The sequence below is a fragment of the Pseudonocardia sp. MH-G8 genome, from assembly GCF_002262885.1.
Taxonomy (GTDB): Bacteria; Actinomycetota; Actinomycetes; order Mycobacteriales; family Pseudonocardiaceae; genus Pseudonocardia.
Genome location: NZ_NKYF01000032.1, coordinates 81351 through 101753, shown reverse-complemented (window position 1 = coordinate 101753; position 20403 = coordinate 81351). Strand labels below are relative to the sequence as shown.

At 68.5% G+C, this 20403-nt stretch carries 13 protein-coding genes and 1 pseudogene; 8 read left to right on the top strand and 6 right to left on the bottom strand.

What is annotated here, in order from left to right:
* Positions 1–204: 204 nt before the first annotated feature.
* Complete coding sequence (locus CFP66_RS40675) at positions 205–1980, top strand: DUF6119 family protein (protein ID WP_094930693.1); 1776 nt, start codon at positions 205–207, stop codon at positions 1978–1980.
* Positions 1981–2055: 75 nt separating this feature from the next.
* On the opposite strand, the gene CFP66_RS50070 is transcribed toward CFP66_RS40675, so the two are convergent.
* The 3 genes from CFP66_RS50070 to CFP66_RS40665 form a co-directional block, all read right to left on the bottom strand.
* Positions 2056–2190 carry a hypothetical protein gene (locus CFP66_RS50070; protein WP_255413935.1) on the bottom strand — a complete coding sequence of 45 codons (135 nt, stop codon included), beginning with the start codon at positions 2188–2190 and terminating at the stop codon, positions 2056–2058.
* Positions 2191–2602: 412 nt separating this feature from the next.
* Positions 2603–3814 carry a Wadjet anti-phage system protein JetD domain-containing protein gene (locus CFP66_RS40670; RefSeq protein WP_143517548.1) on the bottom strand — a complete coding sequence of 404 codons (1212 nt, stop codon included), beginning with the start codon at positions 3812–3814 and terminating at the stop codon, positions 2603–2605.
* On the bottom strand, positions 3814–7260 hold the full coding sequence (locus CFP66_RS40665; RefSeq protein ID WP_094930691.1) for an ATP-binding protein: 3447 nt from the start codon (positions 7258–7260) through the stop codon (positions 3814–3816). Before CFP66_RS40665 ends, CFP66_RS40670 begins: the two co-directional genes overlap by 1 nt.
* A 292-nt stretch (positions 7261–7552) precedes the next feature.
* Here CFP66_RS40665 and CFP66_RS40660 point away from each other — a divergent pair, with 292 nt between their 5' ends.
* From CFP66_RS40660 to CFP66_RS49605, 4 genes and pseudogenes are all read left to right on the top strand, one after another.
* Entirely contained in the window at positions 7553–8899 is a 1347-nt protein-coding gene (locus CFP66_RS40660; protein ID WP_233160122.1) for an IS110 family transposase, read from the top strand.
* 119 nt (positions 8900–9018) lie between these two features.
* Positions 9019–9990, top strand: a complete 972-nt coding sequence (locus CFP66_RS40655; protein ID WP_233160121.1) for an ATP-dependent 6-phosphofructokinase — start codon at positions 9019–9021, stop codon at positions 9988–9990.
* Between the two features lie 71 nt (positions 9991–10061).
* A complete protein-coding gene (locus tag CFP66_RS40650) occupies positions 10062–10304 on the top strand; it encodes a hypothetical protein (RefSeq protein WP_094930690.1) in 243 nt (80 codons plus the stop codon).
* Positions 10305–10634: 330 nt separating this feature from the next.
* A pseudogene (locus CFP66_RS49605) lies at positions 10635–11582 on the top strand (acyltransferase family protein); the annotation flags it as partial.
* A gap of 28 nt (positions 11583–11610) precedes the next feature.
* Here CFP66_RS49605 and CFP66_RS47585 read toward each other — a convergent pair.
* A complete protein-coding gene (locus CFP66_RS47585) occupies positions 11611–12861 on the bottom strand; it encodes an IS4 family transposase (protein ID WP_158228412.1) in 1251 nt (416 codons plus the stop codon).
* A 300-nt stretch (positions 12862–13161) separates the two neighbouring features.
* Between CFP66_RS47585 and CFP66_RS40630 the strand changes: the two genes are divergently transcribed.
* The gene (locus CFP66_RS40630; protein ID WP_198962010.1) at positions 13162–14433 is read left to right on the top strand and encodes an ISL3 family transposase; all 1272 of its coding nucleotides are present in this window, start codon (positions 13162–13164) and stop codon (positions 14431–14433) included.
* Positions 14434–14761: 328 nt separating this feature from the next.
* Here the strand turns inward: CFP66_RS40630 and csb2 are convergent, their stop codons facing one another.
* Complete coding sequence (gene csb2 / locus CFP66_RS48800; RefSeq protein ID WP_198962009.1) at positions 14762–15346, bottom strand: type I-U CRISPR-associated protein Csb2; 585 nt, start codon at positions 15344–15346, stop codon at positions 14762–14764.
* A gap of 1 nt (position 15347) precedes the next feature.
* Positions 15348–16562 (bottom strand): type I-U CRISPR-associated RAMP protein Csb1/Cas7u, encoded by a 1215-nt coding sequence (gene cas7u, locus CFP66_RS40615; protein ID WP_094930687.1) that lies wholly within the window; start codon positions 16560–16562, stop codon positions 15348–15350.
* 772 nt (positions 16563–17334) lie between these two features.
* Between cas7u and CFP66_RS40610 the strand changes: the two genes are divergently transcribed.
* Both CFP66_RS40610 and CFP66_RS40600 read left to right on the top strand, forming a co-directional pair.
* Positions 17335–18225 carry an IS630 family transposase gene (locus CFP66_RS40610; RefSeq protein WP_233160120.1) on the top strand — a complete coding sequence of 297 codons (891 nt, stop codon included), beginning with the start codon at positions 17335–17337 and terminating at the stop codon, positions 18223–18225.
* Positions 18226–18941: 716 nt separating this feature from the next.
* Complete coding sequence (locus tag CFP66_RS40600; RefSeq protein ID WP_094930685.1) at positions 18942–20402, top strand: helix-turn-helix transcriptional regulator; 1461 nt, start codon at positions 18942–18944, stop codon at positions 20400–20402.
* Position 20403: the final 1 nt, after the last annotated feature.

Sequence of the window (20403 nt, the reverse complement as noted above, 5' to 3'; positions counted from 1 at the left end):
GTGCCCCCGGCGGGACTCGAACCTGTGCCCCCGGCGGGACTCGAACCTGTGCCCCCGGCGGGACTCGAACCTGTGCCCCCGGCGGGACTCGAACCTGTGCCCCCGGCAGGACTCGAACCTGTGCCCCCGGCAGGACTCGAACGAGCACGAACTTGCCCCCGCGGTCACGCATGGCAACGAAGTCTTCACCACAAGTGCGCGGTGATGGCACGATCGGTCGTTGTGGAGGCGTCGGGGGAGTCAGCGATCACCGCTGCGCAGGTCGGGCTCGTACTCGTCGACCTGCACGCCAAGCTGATGCTTCCCGATGCCGACGTCCGAGATCTGCATGCAGCACTTGGCGCTGATGATGGCTGTTCCTGGTCGATCGTCGAAACCGCCGACGGATCGCTGCGCGCGGCCGGACCGACACCCGACGACCGGCTCTCTGTCATGGTGCGACGCAGGCCGGTGGGCACGGCTCGCTGGAAGCCGTTCCTCCGCGGACTCGGGGTGCCGCTCAACGCTGTGACCGATACGGAGACCGAGTCAGTGCTGGTGATCGTCCGCACCGCTACGGATCCGTTCCGGACGGTGGTCTGGTGCTTCGGCTCGGCATCGCTCGTCGTGCCGAACGAGCTGGTGGACAGCCGCTTCGGTCTGATCGTTGCACTCAACAAGCACACCGCGGGCGCGGCGATCGAGGCGTGGAGACACCTGCCGGAGGGAACCCGCAGACGTCTGCAGCGCGCCGACCCGCGCGCCCAGGTTCGGCAGCTCTCCTCGACGGTGCGTGACGGCTACCGCCACTCGGTCGTGGCGAAGGGCGTCGCTGCCGCTCCGGTCGAGGGGCTGCGGTTCGACTCCATGTCGGACTACCTCCGGGGGGTGGTCGTGCGCACGGAGGACGAGCTGATGCCCGACCTGGAAGGTGGCCGCGGCCTCAAGCTCGCCACCTACCTCGACGGGTGGTCGGATCTCGCCGCCCTCGCCGACCACCTCGCGGCACTTCGGGAGCGCACCGACTACCGCGACGACTGGGACTGGGTGGATCACGTCGTTCCCGTCGCTCCGCGCGCCGAGGCGGAGCGACTGCTGACCGAACTCGGCCGGATGGTCGTCGACGATCCGGACGCGACCGTCGACATCGTGCTGCCGGAGCTGGAAGGGGGCGACGTCCCGGCTGCCGAGCTGTCGTTCCGGATCGGCAACGAGTCCGTCTGGCACCGGCCCATCGAGTGGCGGCACCTCCGTGCCCGGCTACTGCAGGCCGCACCCGGCCCGGCGGCACCCCTGCATCGCAAGGTCCGCATCAAGGCCGGCTCGGCCCCGGTTCAGGAGTTCCCGTTGCGGGATCTGCTCGTCGGGGAGTTCCGCGCGGAGGAACGCCAGTACGTCCTCGGGGACGGGGAGCTGCTGGAGGTGAAGGCCGACTTCCTCCAGCGCCTCGACGCCGCGGTGTCTGCCGTGCCACTGAGCACGTTCCCCTTCCCCACCTACCGGGGCGGTACGGAACCGGAGTACGTCCAGACCGCTCCGACCCGATCCGTCGACAGGCTCGTGATGCTGGACGATCGGCCCGTCCAGCTCCGCGGCGAGACACCGTTCGAGGCGTGTGACCTGTTTGCCGACGACGGGCGTCTCGTGTTCGCGAAGCAGAAGGGCCGCTCGTCGACGTTCAGTCACCTGTGCACTCAGGCCGAGGTCGCGGCCGAGATGTTCCTGCAGCACGGGCCGGCGCGGGACGAACTTTTGACTCGCATCGCGGACCGCGCGAAGTCGGTCACGATGGAGGACAGTGCGCTGGCTGTGGCGACAGCACTGGAGCGCCGGAGCCCGGATACTGTGACCGTGACGCTGCTGCTCCTCGGCCCCTGGCGCCGACTCGACCTCACCACCCTCCCGCTGGTGTCCCGCGTGCGGTTGCGCCGCGCCGCTCTGCGCATCACGAACCTCGGGTATCGGTTCGAGGTGGCGGTGCCGGCGACCGAGAATCGGTGACGGACCGAGAACGTCGGTGCCCGCCGCTACCGTGGCAGGGTTACCTGAGGATGGGATCTGGTCTGAACAGCGGTTTCATGCCGGAAGCTGGATGGTCGAAGCGCGTTTCGCGCCGTAGCGGGCCAGCGTCGCTTGCTGTGCTGGGGCCGCCATGGTGGGGTGGGCCGAGCTGATCGACACGACGGTCATCGACTTGGCGTTCTGGATCATCCGTTGAACCGTCCCGGAACGACTCCGTTGCGCCCCACTCATGCGAACGGATCTTCGTGGGGGACGTCCGAGCTGCCGTAGCCGAACCGGGCGTCGAGCAGCGTGCGCACTGCCACGACGTCGATCGGCCGCTTCGGGCGCGACCGAACGGGGCACCGAGGTGGTCAAGCACCGCGCCGGCCCACCCGGGCACGTCGGCGGTCACATCCAGCCCGCGCGGGTTGTCGCGCAGCTCGCTGGCCACGACGACCAGCACATCCGGATCGGCTCCGTCCGTGCGGCGCAGCTGCACCAAGTAGTGCGCCTCGCCGCCATCGGCTGTGAGGCTGGCGCAGCACCACGCTCGCCGCATATCCCGTCGCGCCCTGCAGACATCTGCCGTTGCAACTCGCCGACAAGGCCAGGGCCGCAGCTATCGCGCTCCGTCGCACCTGTGTCGTTCCAAAGCGCGGAACAGCTGGTTGAGAGCGAACGGCGCTGGTAGTCGTTCCTGCTCCAGGCGCAGGTAGGTGCGGTGCTCAGTGGTGAGTGCGGCGAGCGCCGCGGCTTCGGTGTCGGTGAGGTTGGGTTCTGGCGGGTCGACTCGGGTGTCGTCCGCGACGGCGAGAACTCTGTGCTGGTGCAGAGTTACGGGGTCCATGAGGACCGAGACCAGGTGCGGCAGCCGGGCGCGCGCCCGTGACAGCAAGGTGAATCCGGCCCGGTCGAGGTCTCCCCAGTACAGCTGGTCTGCGGCGGTGGCCAGCCAGCCGATCCGGTCCAGGACGTTGAGATGGTTGCCGAGCGAATGGACGATCACCGTCCGGGGTCGGTCGGGAGCCAGGTAGGCAGACTCCTTGTTCTCTACGATCAGGACCGTGTCGGGCTGGACGGGCAGCGTGGCGACCTCGGGCAGGGGCGCGCTAATGTGCCGAAGGCCACCAATCCGGGCGCGCTCGACCGGGTCGGCGATGATCACGTCGACGTGGACCGGAAGGGCCGTCAGCCCGAGCGGGTCAAGGGCGGCCTGTTCGAGTTCGTCGTCGGTTTGGTGGTCATCCGAAGAGGGCTGTTCGCGACTGTTCAGGCAGGCCAGGACGAGCCTCCGATTCCGGGCGAGCCACTTCGTGTGCATCCCAGTGACGGGCACCTGCCGGGTGGTCAGTCCGGAACGCGGGTTCTCGACGAACCATCTGACGGCCTCGAGGAGAACCTCGAAGTCGACGTCGGCGAGGTCGAGGATCTGTTGCAGCCAGGGACGCAGCCGCGGCACGAGCACATCGGTGCGCAGAGCGCGTATCCGTGACCACCGTTCGTTGGCCCGCCGCCAATGGTTGGCGAGTACCGGATCGAGAGTGACGAGGTCATCCAGCGTCGGTACGTCGAGGTGGGTGGGCACCTCCTGGGAGCCCACGACGGTACGGCGTTTGGTGCTGCGCAACCGGGCGGCCGGATGAGCTTCTGCCCAGCTGCGCCAGGTGTGTACCCACCGGCTGACAGACTCGAAGTCGCGGCCGATCACCTGCGCCGACGGCGCCCCGAGTGCAAAGGAGAACTGCGTTCCGGTTCCGCTGAGCAGCCAGTCGCGCCAGTTCTTGTCGTACCGGACACCAACCTGGCCCATGACGTGATCGGGATCGCGCATCACTCGCGTTCGCCCTCGAGCCGCAGTGCCTCCGTCATCGTCATCGGGTAGATGCGCACGCGGGCGGGATGGTCCACGTCGACGTTGATGTACGCGACGGACTCCACGTAGTCCTCGAAGGCGGTCGCCTTCTCCCGGGGTGCGCCCACGATCAGCTGGAAGCCCAGAGCCTGCAATGCGGCCAGCGCGCGGCCGGTGTAGTCGCTATCGGCCTTAACGAACCCTTCGTCGAGGATGACCGACGCGTAGCTGGGCGGACCGTCCCGGCCCTCGCCGAGGCGGAACCGGAGTGCTGCTCCGAGGATGAACGCGATCAGCTCCTGCCCTTCGCCGCCACTCATACCCGAGACGCCGTCGTGGACGACCTTCACCCCGTCGAGACGGGTCTCGATGGCGCGGAACTCGACGTGCTCGCGGGCGTCGAACACTCGCCGCCGCCACACGTCCCCGGATCGTGACTGGTCGTCGAGCTTGGCCAAGTGGGTGCGGAGGCGAGTGAAAGCCTTCTCCACCTGGTCGGCGTCTCGTCCTGCGTCCACGCCGACGGTATTACTGGTGTAGCGGGTGATGATCTGACGGAAGTCCTTGAGATCGCTGCTTGGTCGCTCTACCGGTTCGATGCTCAGCGTCGCGTTCTGTCGGAACCGCACGTGGCACAGCACCTGGTTGATCGGGGCCAACCCCCGCTTGATGGCCCGAGCATCGTCGTCGATCTGCACGAGCAGCCCGCGTAGCTGCCGGTTCATGTCCTCGTCGACCTTCGCGAGCCAGGCATCCTTCGCGCGGGGCAGGTCGTCAGTCACGAGCTGTTCGTAGATCGCCAGCACCGACGGCAATGACTCGATAGTGCCGTCGGTCTCGCGGGCGGTTCGTTCGTCCAGGTTCCGATAGGCGGCGAGGTGACCCACCACCGCATGCTCGAGCTTCTCCCGGTCTTCCCGGTGGCGTTCGATCTGCGCACGCAGGTTCTCGATCGCCTCGCCAAGGCTCACCGTGACCCGTGCTACGTCGGTCGGCGCGGCGAAGGGGGTGGCGACGAGCGCCGCACGCTCGTCGTCGGTCAGTGGTGGCGCGCCGTCGATGCGATCCTCCGCATCCTCGAGGGTCGAGGTGAGGGCGTGCCATTGCTCGTCCAGCCCCTCCTGTCGCTCCTCGAGCTGCTGCACCTTGCCCCTCGCTACGACGGCCGTCTCCCGTTGGGTGCGCAACAGCGTCACCAGGTGCGCGACCTCGGGCGAGTTGGCCAGGACGAGCTGTGCTTCCAGCTCTCCGATGCGCTGAACGGTGGCTGAGGTGTCTATCCGGTCCCAGGTCAGGTCAGTGTTGAGCGCTCGCAGCTCGTCGAGTCGGGCTCGAGCCGACTCGCGTCGCAGGTCGGCCTGGTCGGCCACCGATTTGGCGCCCTCCAGCTCCCGCTGGATCGACTCAAGCTCGTCGTCCAGTTCCTGGAGCAACCGGCGGGTGTCCCATCCGATCCAGGGATACCGCAGGCGGCGGTCGTCCTTGGTGAGCCGGTTCCGGGAACCGGTGCGCATGCCGACCGGGGTGATCGACCCGCGCGCCCATGCGGGGTGCCGGTCGTCGAGATCGGCATCTGTGTCCACGCAGAAGTAGTTCGCGGTCTCGTTCAGCTCGGCGGCCAGCCATCCCTGAAACGGATGGTCGGCGATATCGAGCAGCGCAGGGATCCCGCCGTCCATCGGGGCGGGCCGGGGTGAGCCAGGACGGGCGGGGGTGATGGTGATCGAACCGTGCATGTCGTGGTCGTGCACGTACTGGCGTACCCGCGCGAAGTCGTGGCTGTCGACCAGCAGGGTGCTCGACAACGGCAGCAGCAGGCTGATGACCGCCTTCTCCCACCGACGATGCTCGGGCTTGAGCTGGAGCAGCTCGCCGGCGTACCGGAGCCGATCGGTGTCGATGTCGAGCGCGGAAGCGATCCGGTTGCGGCGTCCGTCAGCGTCCTCGGGGATGAGGCTGCGTCGTGCCCGCAACCCGGTGATCTCGCGCTCCGTCGCCGTGACGTTCTGGCGGAGTTGCCAGAGCCTGCCCGCTGCCTTACTGGCCTGTTCGGACGTGTCCCGCAGCAGCGTCTGTTCTTGTGCGGTGAGCTCGACCAGGCTGGCATGCGTGAGCGTCACATCGCCCGACGATGTGGGCAGTGTCAACTCGAACACCGAGAGGCGGGTCTCGAACTGCCGGCGGTCCTTCTCGACCTGTTCCTGGTCCTTTCTCGCGCCCTTGAGTTGCTCGGTGATGACCGCGGAACGGTCTCCGCCGGCCGCGGTGAGCTGCGTGATCGTGTCCTGCTCGCTCCGTTCAGCGGCGTTGGCAACCGTGACGGCGGTGGCGTGCACCTCGTCCGTCTCGGCCTTAGCGAGGCGATTGTCGTCGATGGCGCTCCGAGCCCATTCGGTGATCTTCTCCGCGTGCCAGATGCGAATAGGTGTGGGGTCGTCATGGTCCCCGGTCAGCAGGCCGTTCTTCGTGAGGTAGTCAGCGCCGGCAGCACGGTACTTCTCGGCGATCACGGGAAGGGGAGCCAGCGTCTCGGTGCGGCGACGCGCGGTCTCGAACTCCTTGTAGAGCCGTGACGCCTCCCGGTACGCCTCGAGGGCGATGTCCCACCGGGTCAGCGCGAGCGGCTCGGTGAGCACGAACTCCTTGAACAGGGCGTTGATCGAGAAGATGCCCTTGGACGCCTGTGCGCGCCGCAGAAGTTGCATCGCGAGACGTTGGGACTCGTCGGTGGAGCCCATGCCCATGACGGAGCGCATCTTCGCGTGCACCCGCGCCTGCGATGAGTCCACCACGTCGCCCCGGCTCTGGTCGATGTGCCGTTCCAGCGAGCTCTTCGACAGCGGGGAGGCGCCCTGGCGGACGGCGGTGATTCCGTTGAGTTGTGCCAGGTCGAAGTGGTCGTTGACGAATCCGTAGACGGTGGCGCCGTTGATCGTCTCCGGTCCATCGGTGTCCGGGCCGACCCACGCCAGCCGGAACGCGGTCGTACATCGCCCGTCTCGGGTTTCCCATGTGATCGCCGTACCGCTGGGGAATCCTGGCCCGCCCGGCGGGCGAAGGTAGTTCGTCGTCGCGGATCGTCCGTTCTCGTCCTGTCTCTGGTCGGTGTGACCGCGCGCGTAGGAGTAGACGGTGCGCTCCCGCTTCTTGCCACGATCGTCGCGGGCCGCCTGGTTGAACTCCTGCGGATTGGGCAGGATCACCGAGGCCATGGCGTCGAGCAATGTGGACTTGCCGCGTCCGGACGGGCCGACGATCGCGGTGCCCGACCGCGCCGCGGTCATGATCTGCAGACCCGAATAGGCGCCCCAGTTCAGGATCTGCACCGTGCTGATGCGGAACTGTGCCGCAGCGTGCCCGTCCGGGTGGACCGGAAGCGAGCCGCTTTGGTCGGTCGGCGTTGCTGCGGCCGGCACGACGGTCACGCGAGCTCCTCGACTGCCTCATCGCCGGTGGGAGCGTCGCTCACTGGTCCACCCTTTCGGTGCCCGGGTTCGTAGGTGACAGTTCTCGGGTGCACCGCTGGTGGCCGCCGGACCACCGCCCGGCTCGCTCGACCTTCGAGGTCCATTGTGAGTTCTGCGGGGTCCGGTGGTCCCGGACATGCCGACCGGCGACAGAGCTACGCGCCGATGAGCGCCGATCAGTGAGCGACCGGCTGCCATGCCCGGGGACCACCGGGTGCCTACCTGCTGAGGCAACAGCGAGGAGGCGGTCATGAGTGTGACCGAGATACCCACGCCGCCGCGACCGACCGGTGGGGTGGACTGGGCGTGGGATAACCACGCCGTGGCGGTGGTCGGCCCGGACGGGAAGGTGTGCGAGCGGTTCACCGTCGAGCACACCGTGGCCGGGCTGCGGGCCCTGGTCCGGCGGTTGCACGCCGCCGGCGTGGACGATGTCGGGATCGAACGGGGCGATGGGCCGGTGGTCGAGGCGCTGCGCCAGGCCGGGCTGATCGCCTATGTGATCGCGCCGCAACAGCTGAAGAACCTGCGTAGCCGCTACGGCTCGGCCGGGAACAAGGACGACCGGTTCGACGCGTTCGTGCTGGCCGACACGCTGCGCACCGACCGGGCCCGGCTGCGCCCCCTGGAATCGGACACCGCGCAGACGGTGACCCTGCGGATGACGTGCCGGGCGCGTCGGGACCTGGTCGCGGCGCGGGTCGCGATGGCCAACCGGCTGCGCGCGCACCTGCAGCTGGTGTTCCCCGGCGCGGTCGGGCTGTTCTTCGAGATCGACTCGCCGATCAGCCTCGCGTTCCTGACCCGGTTCGGCCACCAACAGGCCGCCGACTGGCTCACGCCGCGGCGGTTGCAGGCCTGGCTGCGCGCCGCCCGCTACTCCGGGCGCAAACCCGCCACCGTCCTGCACGAACGTCTGGCCGCCGCGCCCCGCGGCGCGACCGGCCACGACGGGCTTGCCCGCAGCCACGTGACCACGGCGTTGGTGGGCGCGCTGCGCGGGCTGCGCGCACAGATCACCGCGCTGGAGGCCCAGATCGCCGAACAGCTCGACCTGCATCCCGACGCGCCGATCTTCACCAGCCTGCCCAAGGCCGGACGGGTCCGTGCCGCCCGGCTGCTGTCCGAGGTCGGGGACTGCCGCGCCCGCTTCCCCACCGCACAGGCCCTGCATTGCCTGGCCGGGGCGGCGCCCTCGACCCGCCAGTCCGGCAAAACCAAGATCGTCAGCTTCCGCTGGGGCGCGGACAAACAACTGCGCGACGCGGTCTGCGACTCGCCGGCGACTCCCGCCACGCCAACCCCTGGGCCGCGAAGCTCTACAACGACGCCATCGCCCGCGGCAAGGACCACCCACACGCCACCCGGATCCTGGCCCGCGCCTGGCTCGACATCATCTGGCGGTGCTGGCAGGACCACGTCCCCTACGACCCGGCCAAACACCGCGCCCTCCAAGCCCTGCTCGCAGCCGAGGGACAGGCCACCGACCAGGCGGCCTGACCCGACCCGGCCGTTCCCCGTCCCGGCCGCACAACGCCGTCGCGCCGGAGGCGTCAACATGGAGCGCCCGCAGCGCAGCGAGGACGAACGACGTTGACACCGACAAGCGGCGGCGCACCCTCGACAGCGGGGAAACAGCCGAGGGGTTGACACAGGGCAACTCTGATCCACCTGCGCAAGGAGCACGCGTACTCCGACGCGGCCGACGACTCGGTGATGATCACCCGGAGCTCGGCGAGGTACCGGGTCCTCCGGGCAGGCTCCGCCTGCAGGGACTCGAGCGCGGCATGGTCCTTTCGCGGCGGCCGAGCCGGCACCTCCCGGGGCCCCCAGGACCCCGAGGAGATCGTCGACTGCCTGGAGCAGCTGCACGTCAACGTGCTGTTCGTGGTGGGCGGCGACGGCTCGATGCGGGGCGCGATGAAGATCGCGCGGACGCTCGAGGAGCGCGGGCTGCGGATCGCGGTGGTCGGCATCCCGAAGACCATCGACAACGACATCCCCTACATCGACCAGAGCTTCGGCTTCCAGACCGCGTTCAGCCTGGCCAGCGACGCCATCCGGGCGGCGCAGGTGGAGGCCAAGTCCACGGCCAACGGGATCGGCCTGGTCAAGCTCATGGGCCGGCACTCGGGCTTCATCGCCTGCTACGCCGCGCTCGCCCGCAGCGGGGCCGACGCGGTGCTGATCCCCGAGGTCCCGTTCTCGCTCGACGGCGAGGAGGGCCTGCTCTCGCACCTGCGCAGGCGGGTGTCCGAGCGCGGGCACGCGGTGGTGGTCGTGGCCGAGGGGGCGGGTCAGGAGCTCATCGGCGACGCCGACGACGACGCGCGTGACGCGTCGGGCAACGCGAAGCTGCGCGACATCGGGACGTGGCTGCGCCGCCGCATCGGCGACCACTTCTCCGACGCGGGGATCGAGACCTCGATCCGCTACATCGACCCGAGCTACGCGATCCGCAGCGTGCCGGCCAACCCCTACGACTCGGTGTACTGCACGCGGCTGTCGCAGGCGGCGGTGCACGCGGCCATGTCGGGACGCACCGAGATGGTGGTGGGCCGCTACCGGCGCCGGTTCGTGCACATCCCGATGAGCGTGGCGGTGAGCCGGCGCAACCAGGTCGACCCGCACGGCGACCTGTGGCTGGCCGTCCTGGAGTCGACGGGGCAGCCGGTTCATTTCGAGTGACGTTCACACCGGTCTCGCTTCAAGCATCGGGGTGAGCGGGGCCACAACTCTCTACCCTAGCGTGAAAGTAGGTGTTCTACGTGAATGAAGAGCGCATCGTCAACACCGACCGCGTCACCCGGATGGAGATCCTCGACGCCGTCGAAGACGTGTTCGGGCCGTCGGGAGCGGCGAAGGCCGACATCATCGACCGCGCCGAGTGTTACGGCGCTCGGCCGGCGCTGATCGAAGTTCTCGCCCGACTGGACGAGGCCGGCCGGTGCGCAACCGTCCGCAACCTGTGGAAGGATCTCCCCGACGTTCCGATTGAGTAAGGCGCACCAGTGCCGGATCCGTTGAATCGACGTGGCCTTCGAACACGAACTCTCTGCCGGATCCTAGACGCGGCGGCGAGGAAGTGGTCAATGAGCTCTTGGGAGGCTCGCGCGCGCAACCCGGCTGCAGATCCGCTCGAGGACAGCGCGGAACCGCGTCCGTTCGTCGGCGATTGTGAAGCCCGCTGAGCTGGCGGGTCAGCGGTCGTCGTCCTGATCACAGTATCAGCGAAGATCGGCCTCAGCGTCGTCACAGCGACGACCCGCGATCCTGATCCAGCGCCAACGCCAATCACCCGGACGGCTGGTGCTTGACGCAGAGGAGACGCGATGAGGAGTGGACGCGGGCGCTCTGGCGAGCAGCCGTTGGGAGCGGACGTGACCAGTCCGACGGCCGGCGCGACGCCGAGTGGCAGGGCCGGTCGACTGGATTGGGTCGACGCGGCGAAGGGCATCTCGATCCTCCTGGTCGTTGCCCACCACGTGGTGTGGTTCATGCAACGCTCCGGGCAGGCGCCGACGCCGCTGCTCGCGGCCAACGAGGCGCTCGCGTCGCTGCGCATGCCGCTGTTCTTCCTGGCGTCCGGCCTGTTCGTCGCCGGGCCGCTGGCGGCCACCTGGCGTACGGTGCTGCACAAGCGCGTGGCGCTCTTCCTCTATCTCTACGCGATCTGGACGATCATCCGATTCACGTTCTTCGCCGCGCTCGTGCCACCGGCGGTGGACCCGGACGATTCCGCGAACCCGGTCTCGCTGGCGTGGGCGTTGCTGCTTCCTGGGCCGAGCACGTGGTTCCTCTACGCGCTCGCCGTGTTCGCCGTGGTCGCGAAGCTTCTCCGCCCCGTCCCGGTTGCCCTGCAACTGGGGGCCGCCGCCGTACTGTCGGCACTGGTCGGCGCCGGGATGCTCGAGTTCGGTGACACCCGATGGGCCTATATGGCGCGGTTCCTGTTCTTCTTCCTTCTCGGGTGCCACGCTCGGCGCCTGATCGAGCGGCTCGCCGACGCCACCAGCCTGCTGCGGGTCATCATGGCGACGGCGGTCTGTGTCGGTGCCGCCGGTGCGGCGGTGATGTTGAACTTGCGTTCGATTCCGCCGGTGGCGCTGATCCTGCAATGTCTGGCGGTCGGATTCGGGGTACTGTTCGCGGCGTGGATCTGCCGGTACCGCATCGGGACGCTGTTGGTTGCGTTGGGACGACAGACGCTGCCGATCTACCTGATCCACATGCTGTGGCTTGCGGCGATGATGACCGGGATCGGACAGCTGGATCTCGCTTCGGGCGCTGCGTACGCGCTTCCTGTGGTCATGGTGCCGGTGCTTGCGGCACTCTCGCTGCTGACACATCGTGTGCTAGTGACAGTGGGTGGCCGCTGTCTGTTCGAGCTGCCGCCGCGGCTGGCCGGCGATCGACGTCGAGATCGAGATCGTCGGCGGCTTCTCGCATGAAACTGCGGACTGCGTAGTGAACGAGCAGCAGCGCCCAAAGCTCTTGGCGGACCAGTTCGGGTTTTCGTGACCGCAGGAGCTTGGAGTGGGCCATCTGGTGGGCCTCGATCTCGTCGAGGGTGAGCTCAAACTCCCAGCGTTCGTGGTAGAGGGCGGCTAGCTCGGCAGCGGATGCTTCGGCCGGGTCGAGGACCGAGGTGATCAGTCGGATTGTCTCGGTCGATTCGTCGCGGTTGGTCACCATGTACTCGACGACTCGGATCGAGATCCGGTCCTCGTCACGCACTCTGCGATTCATCCCGCGGCGGACATCGGTCTTGAGTTGCTTGGGCAGAAGTTCGGATCGGTAGGACCCGTCGGGCCATCGCTCTAGGTGGGGCACCTCGACGTTGTCGTTGATCCGCCACACCAGCTCGGCACCGGTCACCGTCGCCTCCTTCCACAGTTCGTAGCTGAAGAACCCGCGATCAGCAAGCACGAGCATGCCCTCTTCGAAGAAGCTCAGGATGCGTGCTAGCAGTTCTCGTTCGTAGACCTTCCAGGAGTCGAATGCCGCAGCCACGATCGCATGTGTTCCACATTCGGCCAGTCCGACGAGGCGGACTTGCGGGAACGGACTGGTGGACTTCCCGCCCCCGCTCTTGCCGAACTCCGCGAGGTTGGCCGGAGTGTCCGCGACGTCGAGCACGAGGCCGTCGATGGCCATGACCCGCCACCCGTGAAACCAGCCACCGCGGGTTCCGGGCCGAGCGATCGGCACAGCGACCCTGTCGAACAGCGCAGCCAGCGGAGCCTCACCGAGGCGCTGCCGAGCCTGGGAGATCGCGCCGGTCGTGGGCACCCGCCAGTCGTCGGCCCAGGTGCCGATGAACCGCAGCCCATTAACCAACTTCCGCATGACCTCTTCATAGGAGTCCTCGCAGAACAGGCATAGCGCCAGGACGTAGTACACGACCACTCGCGCCGGGAGCAGTCGAGACCGTTGCTCGACAGATCTCGTGTCCCGCAGTACCTCATCAACAAGATCGCGGTGAAAGAGCCGAGTCAGGACGCCGATGCTGATGCCATCAGAGAACCGGCGCTCACGCCTCGAATCTGCCACAGCCACGACGTCAAAGTAGCCCGGCCTCGACACCCACCTGAAGTGCCCCAGAATTGTACGCCGCCTCAGCGAGTCGCCCGGATTGACCGCCGGAAAGGCTCTAATATAGGGGGTTTGCCGGCTCTTCGATGTTGACCGGGCAACCTGAGGTTGGACCCGTGCGGCGCGCCTGAACGTGGGCGGCCCGCGGCTCCTTGATCCTCGCTGTGTTCTGGAGCAGCGAGAGGAGAGCCGCGGGCCGTGGTTGACCGTAGCGATGATGCGTCGTGCTTGTTGGGACTCGAGGGTCTGGCGGTGGAGCGTGTCGTGCGCACCGTGCTTGGGGTCAAGGTCGTGCAGTTGGTGACCGATGATCCGGACGCGGCTCGGTGCCCGTCGTGCGCGACGGTGTCGACGTCGGGCAAGGACTGGGTCCTGACCCGGCCGCGGGACCTGCCGTGCGGGGGCGAGTTCGCGGTGGCGCAGTGGCGCAAGCGGCGCTGGCGCTGCCGCACCGTCGGGTGTCCGAGGGGGTCGTTCACCGAGCAGGTCGCCGCGGTGCCGGCCGGGATGCGCACGACGACTCGGCTGCGCGCGGCGCTGGCGGTGGCGGTCGAGGACGGCCGGGATCAGTCCGAGGTCGCCGCGGCGCATCGGGTGTCGTGGCCGACGGTGCAACGCGCGGTGATCGCCCTGGGTGCGGCGGAGCTCGTCGAGCCGGAGCCCACACCGGTGTTGGGGATGGACGAGACCCGGTTCGGACGCCCCCGCTGGCTGCCCGACGGCGTCCACGACGACGGGCGGGTTCGGTGGCGGCGCACCGATCCGTGGGAGACCGGGTTCGTCGACATCACCGGCGCCCAGTCCCTGTTGGGGCAGGTCGACGGCCGGACCAGCGCCGCGGTCCAGGCCTGGCTCGCCGCCCGCACACCGCAGTTCCGGGCCGCTATCGAGGTGGTGGTGATCGACCCGCACGCCGGCTACGCCGCCGCCGTGCGCGCCGCTCTGCCCGACGCGCAGATCGCGGTGGACCACTTCCACCTGATCATGCTCGCGAACAAGACCGTCACCGCAGTACGCCAGCGCGTCACCCGCGACCTGCTCGGGCGCCGCGGCCGCAAACTCGATCCGGCATGGGCCAACCGCCGCCTGCTGCTGCGCGGGCGCGAACGGCTCTCGCAAGCGGCGTTGGCGCGGATGTGGAACGGCTGCGTCGATCACGACCTGTCCGGGCAGATCCTCACGGCGTGGATCGCGAAGGAGGAACTACGCGCGCTGTGCGCGGTCGCCGCTCGCGGCGGGCACCGCCACGACATCCGCGACCGCCTCTGGCGGTTCTACCGCTGGTGCGCCGACGCGCAGATCCCCGAGCTGGCCACGCTCGCCGAGACGATCGAGACCTGGTGGCCGGCCATCGAGGTGTTCCTCACGACCGGTCTCACGAACGCCCGCACCGAGGGCACCAACCGGTTGATCAAGCAGGTGAAACGCGCCGCATGCGGGTTCCGGAACCGGGAGAACTACCGACGCCGGGTACGGTTGCACTGCACCCGGCACACCCGCCGATTGTCAGCGAGGAAACCGACGGTGCCCGCTTAAGATCGAAGAGCCGGTTTGCCCGCATGCTAACTAAGCGGCATTGGGGTGGATACAATCTTATCTCGGTCGTCGACGGAGCGTTCATGACGACAAGGCCGACGTCGGCCTCGCTTCAGCCGACACTCGATGAGCGCCTCGCTCTGGATCAGTGCGATCTACTCCGAGGAGCGAGTATCGATACTGGCAGGCACGCGTATTCATCTGCCGCGTGTTCGGGGCTCGGCTCGCTGAGTTGGTCCGTCGGGCGCGGCGTAGCGGTTCCAGATCCCGCCGGCGTGGATGGTCTGGCGCTGGGTGGTGGTGTGGTGGAACCCGAGCGCCTCGGCGATTACCGGGGCGGGCGCCTGCAGTGCGAGCTGCCGTAGGGCGGCGACGCGTGCGAGCCGTAGCGGCAGTCCGATATCGCGCAGGCCCTGGCTGAGGCTGACGTAGTTGAGCGGTTGTCCGGGCGGCGGCCGGCGAACAGCCAGCGGCTGGTGGCGTCGGTGGGGCGCTGGGCGAGCAGCTGCATCACGAGCGTGGCGAACGGCTCGGGGACCGGCGCGGGAGGGTTGCCGAGCTGGAGGACCATCGAGCCGTCGTCGTCGATGACGATGTCGTCGACGGTGAGGGTCATGATGCGGGTGACGATCGTGCCGTCGGCGCGGTACGCGATCGCCGTTCCTCGACTGGCCGAGAGCGCGGGGATGGACACCTGCGACGGTGGGTTGTCCTCCAGCCAGCGCAGCGCGGCCACGTCCTCGGCGCACGGCCCGACGTCGCCGCCACGCTCCACCGCGCGAGTACCGAAGCCTGCCGCGGCCAGCAGCGCCGCGTGCAGCCGAGCCACCGAGGGGAACGGCTCTGCGGTGCCGTCGGGCCGGTGGCCCTTGTAGGTGTTCAGCAGCATCGTCGCCACCAGTGAGAACGGCACGTCAGCTCGCCGCGGACTCGTCGTCGACCGCGCCGGTGCCGATCGCCGGGTCGCCGGTCACCCGCAGCGCCACCCCGTTCCAGGCGATCCCCGCCTGCTGCTCGGCATGGTCGAGGGCCGCGGCGAGTAGCGCGTCGGCCTCGTCCGCAGACAGGGGCTCGAACGTTCGGGATCGGCCGGCGCGCTCGTGCAAGGTCAGCACCGTCGGGCCGGCCTCGACCAGGTCGCAATTCGCCCGCAGCACCAGCTCGGCGTCGGAGCGGGCCAACCCGGCCAGCGCGAGCGCGGCCAACAGCGCTCGGCAGGCAGCATCGCCATCAGTGCCCTTGCCGAACCGGATCTGGCGCAGCGCGGCGAAGCTGAGCACGTGCGACCGGACGATTCGCCGGCAGGCCACCCCGGCCAGCGCCTCCAGCGTCGGCGGGATCCCACCGAGCCCGACCATGGACGAGGTGATGCGCTTGTCCGCCTTGGCGCTGTTGCCTTCCTTTACCGCCTTGTCGAAGGTCTTCGCGGTCAGCTCATCGCGCTGACGCTCCGCGAGCGCCTTCAGCGCGGCCCCGTTCAGCTCGATGCGCATCCCGTGCGGGTCGACCCGCGCGCCCCCCTTGAGCACGGGCGCACCCGGACGCTCGCAGTACCCGATGATCTCGCCGACCAGGATGCTGCGCCACCGCCCCTGGCGCGCCGCCCGACTGGAGTCCCAGGATCCCAACACGAGGCTCACCGGGCTGGTCTCCAGCAGCGCCAGCGCGTTGCTCGGGTGCGCGTCCCGCACCCGCCGATAGGCCTCGGTCTGGGTGGTCGGCGTGCCGTCGATCGTCCCGGCGCGGATGTGACCGTCGAAGACGCGGTGTGGCAGGTCCAGGTCGGAGTACTCGACCGCCTGGTCGCCGTTCGGGTAGGTGACGAGGATGCGGGGGAGACGCTGCAGCACCTCGTGCCCGTCGATGATCGCAGCCCGCAACCCATCCTCGACACGGTTGTTCTGTGACTGCTTGGAATCGATCAGTACGACGTCGTGCGGCTTGTCGTCCTCGTAGCGCGTCTCGTAAGCGTAGGCGCCCACCTTGGACCCGTCAGCGGCGAACTTCGCCGGGGCGACCGAGGCGTGAGGGCCGGCGGCCGGTTGGAGCTCGGTGACCGAAGTGAGGCAGCTGGCGTTCGCTCGCCCAACGGACTCAAGAAGGTCATTCAGGGTGAGCTGCTCGCTCATGGTGCTCCGTCCTGGCAGAGGTCTGATAGTTGGATAAATCGAGCTTCAAGGAGCTATCGGGCATGCACCGCCGGGACTCAGCGCTCGTATCGCATCGCTGAACCTCGCTTGCCCTCTCAACGCAAGAGGGCCGCGCTGTGGACTAGGTCGAGCCCGGGGGACGCCTTGATTGAGCGTTACGTCAGCGCCGACACGGTCCTCGCCTCCCTCGCTTGCGGGCTCGCGATGGTCGCGGCGCTGGTATGGCCCGGTGATGGGCACCGCGATCCTCGTCGGAGTGGGGAACTGGCTGGGTGCATTGCTTTTGTCGCCTGGTCCAGGCCATGAACGTCGGCCGCGCCGGCGGCTTGGTTCACGACTAGTCGCTCCGAGCGATCACGTTGTTACTTGCCGGAGACCCCTCGGCGACGACGCGGTCGATGATCTAGTGCGTTGACCACGAACGTTCACCGGGTTGGCGACACGCCGGGCAGCATCCCCGACCGGCGGGGCGGCTGCTTCCACTCTCGGCGCCGACATCGAGTCGGCGGCGGCGGGAGCGGTAGGAGATGACAGAACCGGTCAGAGCGCGACGGTTGACCGACGAGGAAGGCCCCCGACTGACACAGATCGTGCGACGCGGGCGAGGAAACCCGATCCGAGTCCGCCGCGCGACGATCATCATGGCCTCGTCCTCTGGGACGCCGGTGCCGGCGATCGCTCGCCTGATCGCGGCCGACGAGGACACCGTGCGCGATGTGATCCACGCGTCAACGGGCGGGGGCTTGCCGCGTTGGACCCTCAGTGGGCGGGAGGCCGTCCCCGCCTGATCAGTGACGAGGACATCGCGTTCCTCGTCACGACGGCCACCACCCGACCAGACAAGCTCGGGTGCCCCTTCACGCGCTGGAGCATCCGCAAGCTCGCTGCGCACCTGAGCCGCTGCCGCGAACGACGGGTCGTGATCAGCCGTGAACGGCTGCGGCTGGTCCTGCGTGAGGCTGGGGTGTCGTTCCAGCGAACCCGCACCTGGAAGGAGTCCAAGGATCCGGACAAGGACGTCAAGCTGGATCGGATCGAGGAGGTGACCAGCCGGTATCTCGACCGGTGCTTCGCGTTCGACCAGTTCGGGCCGCTGTCGATCCGTCCGTGTCACGGCTGCACCTGGGCACCGGAGAAGAAGCCGACCCGGCTGCCCGCGACCTACACCCGCACGCACGGGATCCGCTACTTCCACGGCTGCTACAGCCTGGGCGATGACCAACTGTGGGGCGTTGTCCGCCGCCGCAAAGGCGGTGACCACACCCTGGCCGCGCTCAAGTCCATCCGGGCCGCCCGCCCGGACGGCGCTCCCATCTACGTGATCATGGACAACCTGTCGGCGAACAAGACCCCCGCGGTCCGGGCATGGGCCACCCGCAACAAGGTCGAGCTGTGTTTCACCCCGACCTACGCCTCCTGGGCAAACCCGATCGAGGCCCAGTTCGGGCCGTTGCGCACCTTCGTCATGGGCGCCTCGAACCACCCCAACCACCCCGTCCTGGCCAGACGGCTGCAGGCCTACCTGCGCTGGCGCAACGCCAACGCCCGCCACCCGAACGTCCTGGCCGCGCAACGCCGAGAACGCGCCCGCGTCCGCAGCGAACGCCAGCAACGCTGGGGCCGCCCCCGAGCCGCCGCATGATCGAACCCGGCGAACGTATGTGGTCAACGCACTAGCGAAGATTCATGGGTAGAAATGTCGTCCGACACGGGCTTCCCTTCGATGTGCGGGAGGTGGGGCGGATCGAGCTGATGGAGGTCCTGCGCGGTCGGTGGCATCTGCGCCGCTCCGCTGGTCGTCGAGCCGTCATGGCGCTCCGGGGGCGTGACGCCGTGTGTTGCGTGGCGGGGCCGGCACGGGTGGGAAGGTTCGCACCGCTTGGTAGGTCGGGCGGACACCGTTTCCGGCCCCGACGAGGTAGATCCACACGGTGAACCCGTCAGCGGCCCAGGCGTTCGCCGCGCATTTCGCGTCATCGAGACTGTCCGCGCGCGCCAGCCGAGATTCGTCGTGCACGACGGCGCCGTCGCGGCGCGTCAGCCGGCGTGCTTGGATCTCGTAGCGTTCGCTCGCCGTCGGCTCGCTCATGGTCCGTGCCGGAGCGGCGCCCCGCCGATCGTGGTCATGACGCTGTCTCTCCCGTTTGGTGTCGGTCGGGGTGGTGATGGCCGGCCGGAGCGGTGGCGCGGTCGCCGTGCCGCCCCGGCCGGTAGCTGGTGGGTTCATGCCGCCTGTTGGCCCGTTGTGTGTGATCGCTGACCTGATGTCACCAGGCCGGGCTACAATTCGGGACGGGGCAACACCATTGCGGACGTTGTTGCCCCCATGAGCGATGATCGGGACCGGGGGCGCATCGGTTGATCGACGACGTGGACGACGATCCCGCCGAGGCTGGGCGTGCAGGCACGAGCCCCTCACCCGGAGGAGCTGTCGGTACCGACACCACCGAGACGACCAGCGGGCTGATCCCGCACGCGGGTGGCAGCGAGGACGTCGAGCCGGCGGCTGCTCGGCTGGCCGAGGAGATCCGACGCCGCCGGAAAGCTGCTGGTCTGAGCCACGCCCAGCTGGCTGTCAAGACGGGCTACACGCGGCAGTACGTGTCATTGGCCGAGCGTCCCCGTAAAGGTCTACCGTCGGTTGATCTGGTGCGTGCCCTGGACCGTGCCCTGGCCGCCGGGGGTGCCCTGTCGGCCCTCCGCGAGCTGGCCGAACGCGCCCGGCAGGTGCGGCGCGGCCGCGATGCGGCCACGGAGGTGGCGACGCCACCGATGCCTGCAGCACCGCGGCTGCCGCGCCATCCAACCACCGGGGGCCGCGAAGAGTTGGTGGAGCAGATGCCCACCGATGAGCAACTCGTGGATGCCGTCATGACCCAGGAGTGGTCGGCCGGGCGGCACCGACGTCTCGTCGCGAGTTCGCCCGCTCATTTGGACGAGATCATGGCGCATCTCCGGGATCAGTGGCATGCGCTGGTACGGACTGACAATCTACTCGGCCCACGTTTTGCGATCGCGGGCGTCCTGAACCAGATCGCGGCGATCGAGGAGCTGTGCTCCAGTTTGCGCGGCCAGCAGCGACTTGCGGTCGTCCGGCTTGGCGCGCAATATGCGGAGTCCGCGGCCTGGTTGTACGAGGACGCGGGCTACGTCGCGAAGGCCCGCGACTGGACCAGTCGGGCGATGGAGTTCGCACACGAAGGCGACGACGGCCGCATGGTTGCCTGGACGATGTTTCGGCGCTCGCAGCAGGCCGCCGCCGCGCTCGACGTTGCTCGAGCGATCGGGTTTGCCCAGGCTGCGCGTCGGCATGAGGAGAGACTGGCGACACCGACCCGAGCGGCGATCCGCGTCCAGGAAGCCTATGGTCACGCGCTCGACGGGGATGAGCACACCGCGCAAACGCTCCTTGACGAGGCCCACACGTGGGCTGCGAGTGATACCAAGGGTGATGCGCACGAGGGGCACGGGTCGTACTGCACACCGAGCTACATCGAGATCCAGCGTGCGAACTGCTGGCTAACGACCGGTAAGCCGAAGAAGGCGATCGCGCTGTACGAGGTATCTCTTGGCAGGCTGCCAGTGGTCTATCAGCGAAGCCGCGCTGCTGCATTGAGTCGGCTCGCAATGGCCTACATCGCGGACGGGCAGCTCGAACAAGCCGCCAGCGCTGCTCGTACGGCATTGCCGGTCGCCCGAAGCGGCGGCTCTATGCGCATCATCGACGAGCTCAAGAGCGTCGGCAGGGACTTGGCACCATACCGGCAGCTCCACGCGGTAGCCGCTCTACTGGGTGACCTAACAGATGAGAGGCCATAAA

Bases quoted from the DNA above. Each gene is read 5' to 3' on its own strand.
- CFP66_RS40660 (WP_233160122.1), top strand. From the start codon at position 7,553: ATGAGTGTGACCGAGATACCCACGCCGCCGCGACCGACCGGTGGGGTG.
- CFP66_RS50070 (WP_255413935.1), bottom strand. From the start codon at position 2,190: ATGATCCAGAACGCCAAGTCGATGACCGTCGTGTCGATCAGCTCGGCC.
- CFP66_RS40655 (WP_233160121.1), top strand. From the start codon at position 9,019: ATGATCACCCGGAGCTCGGCGAGGTACCGGGTCCTCCGGGCAGGCTCC.
- cas7u (WP_094930687.1), bottom strand. From the start codon at position 16,562: ATGAGCGAGCAGCTCACCCTGAATGACCTTCTTGAGTCCGTTGGGCGA.
- CFP66_RS40670 (WP_143517548.1), bottom strand. From the start codon at position 3,814: ATGCGCGATCCCGATCACGTCATGGGCCAGGTTGGTGTCCGGTACGAC.
- CFP66_RS40675 (WP_094930693.1), top strand. From the start codon at position 205: ATGGCACGATCGGTCGTTGTGGAGGCGTCGGGGGAGTCAGCGATCACC.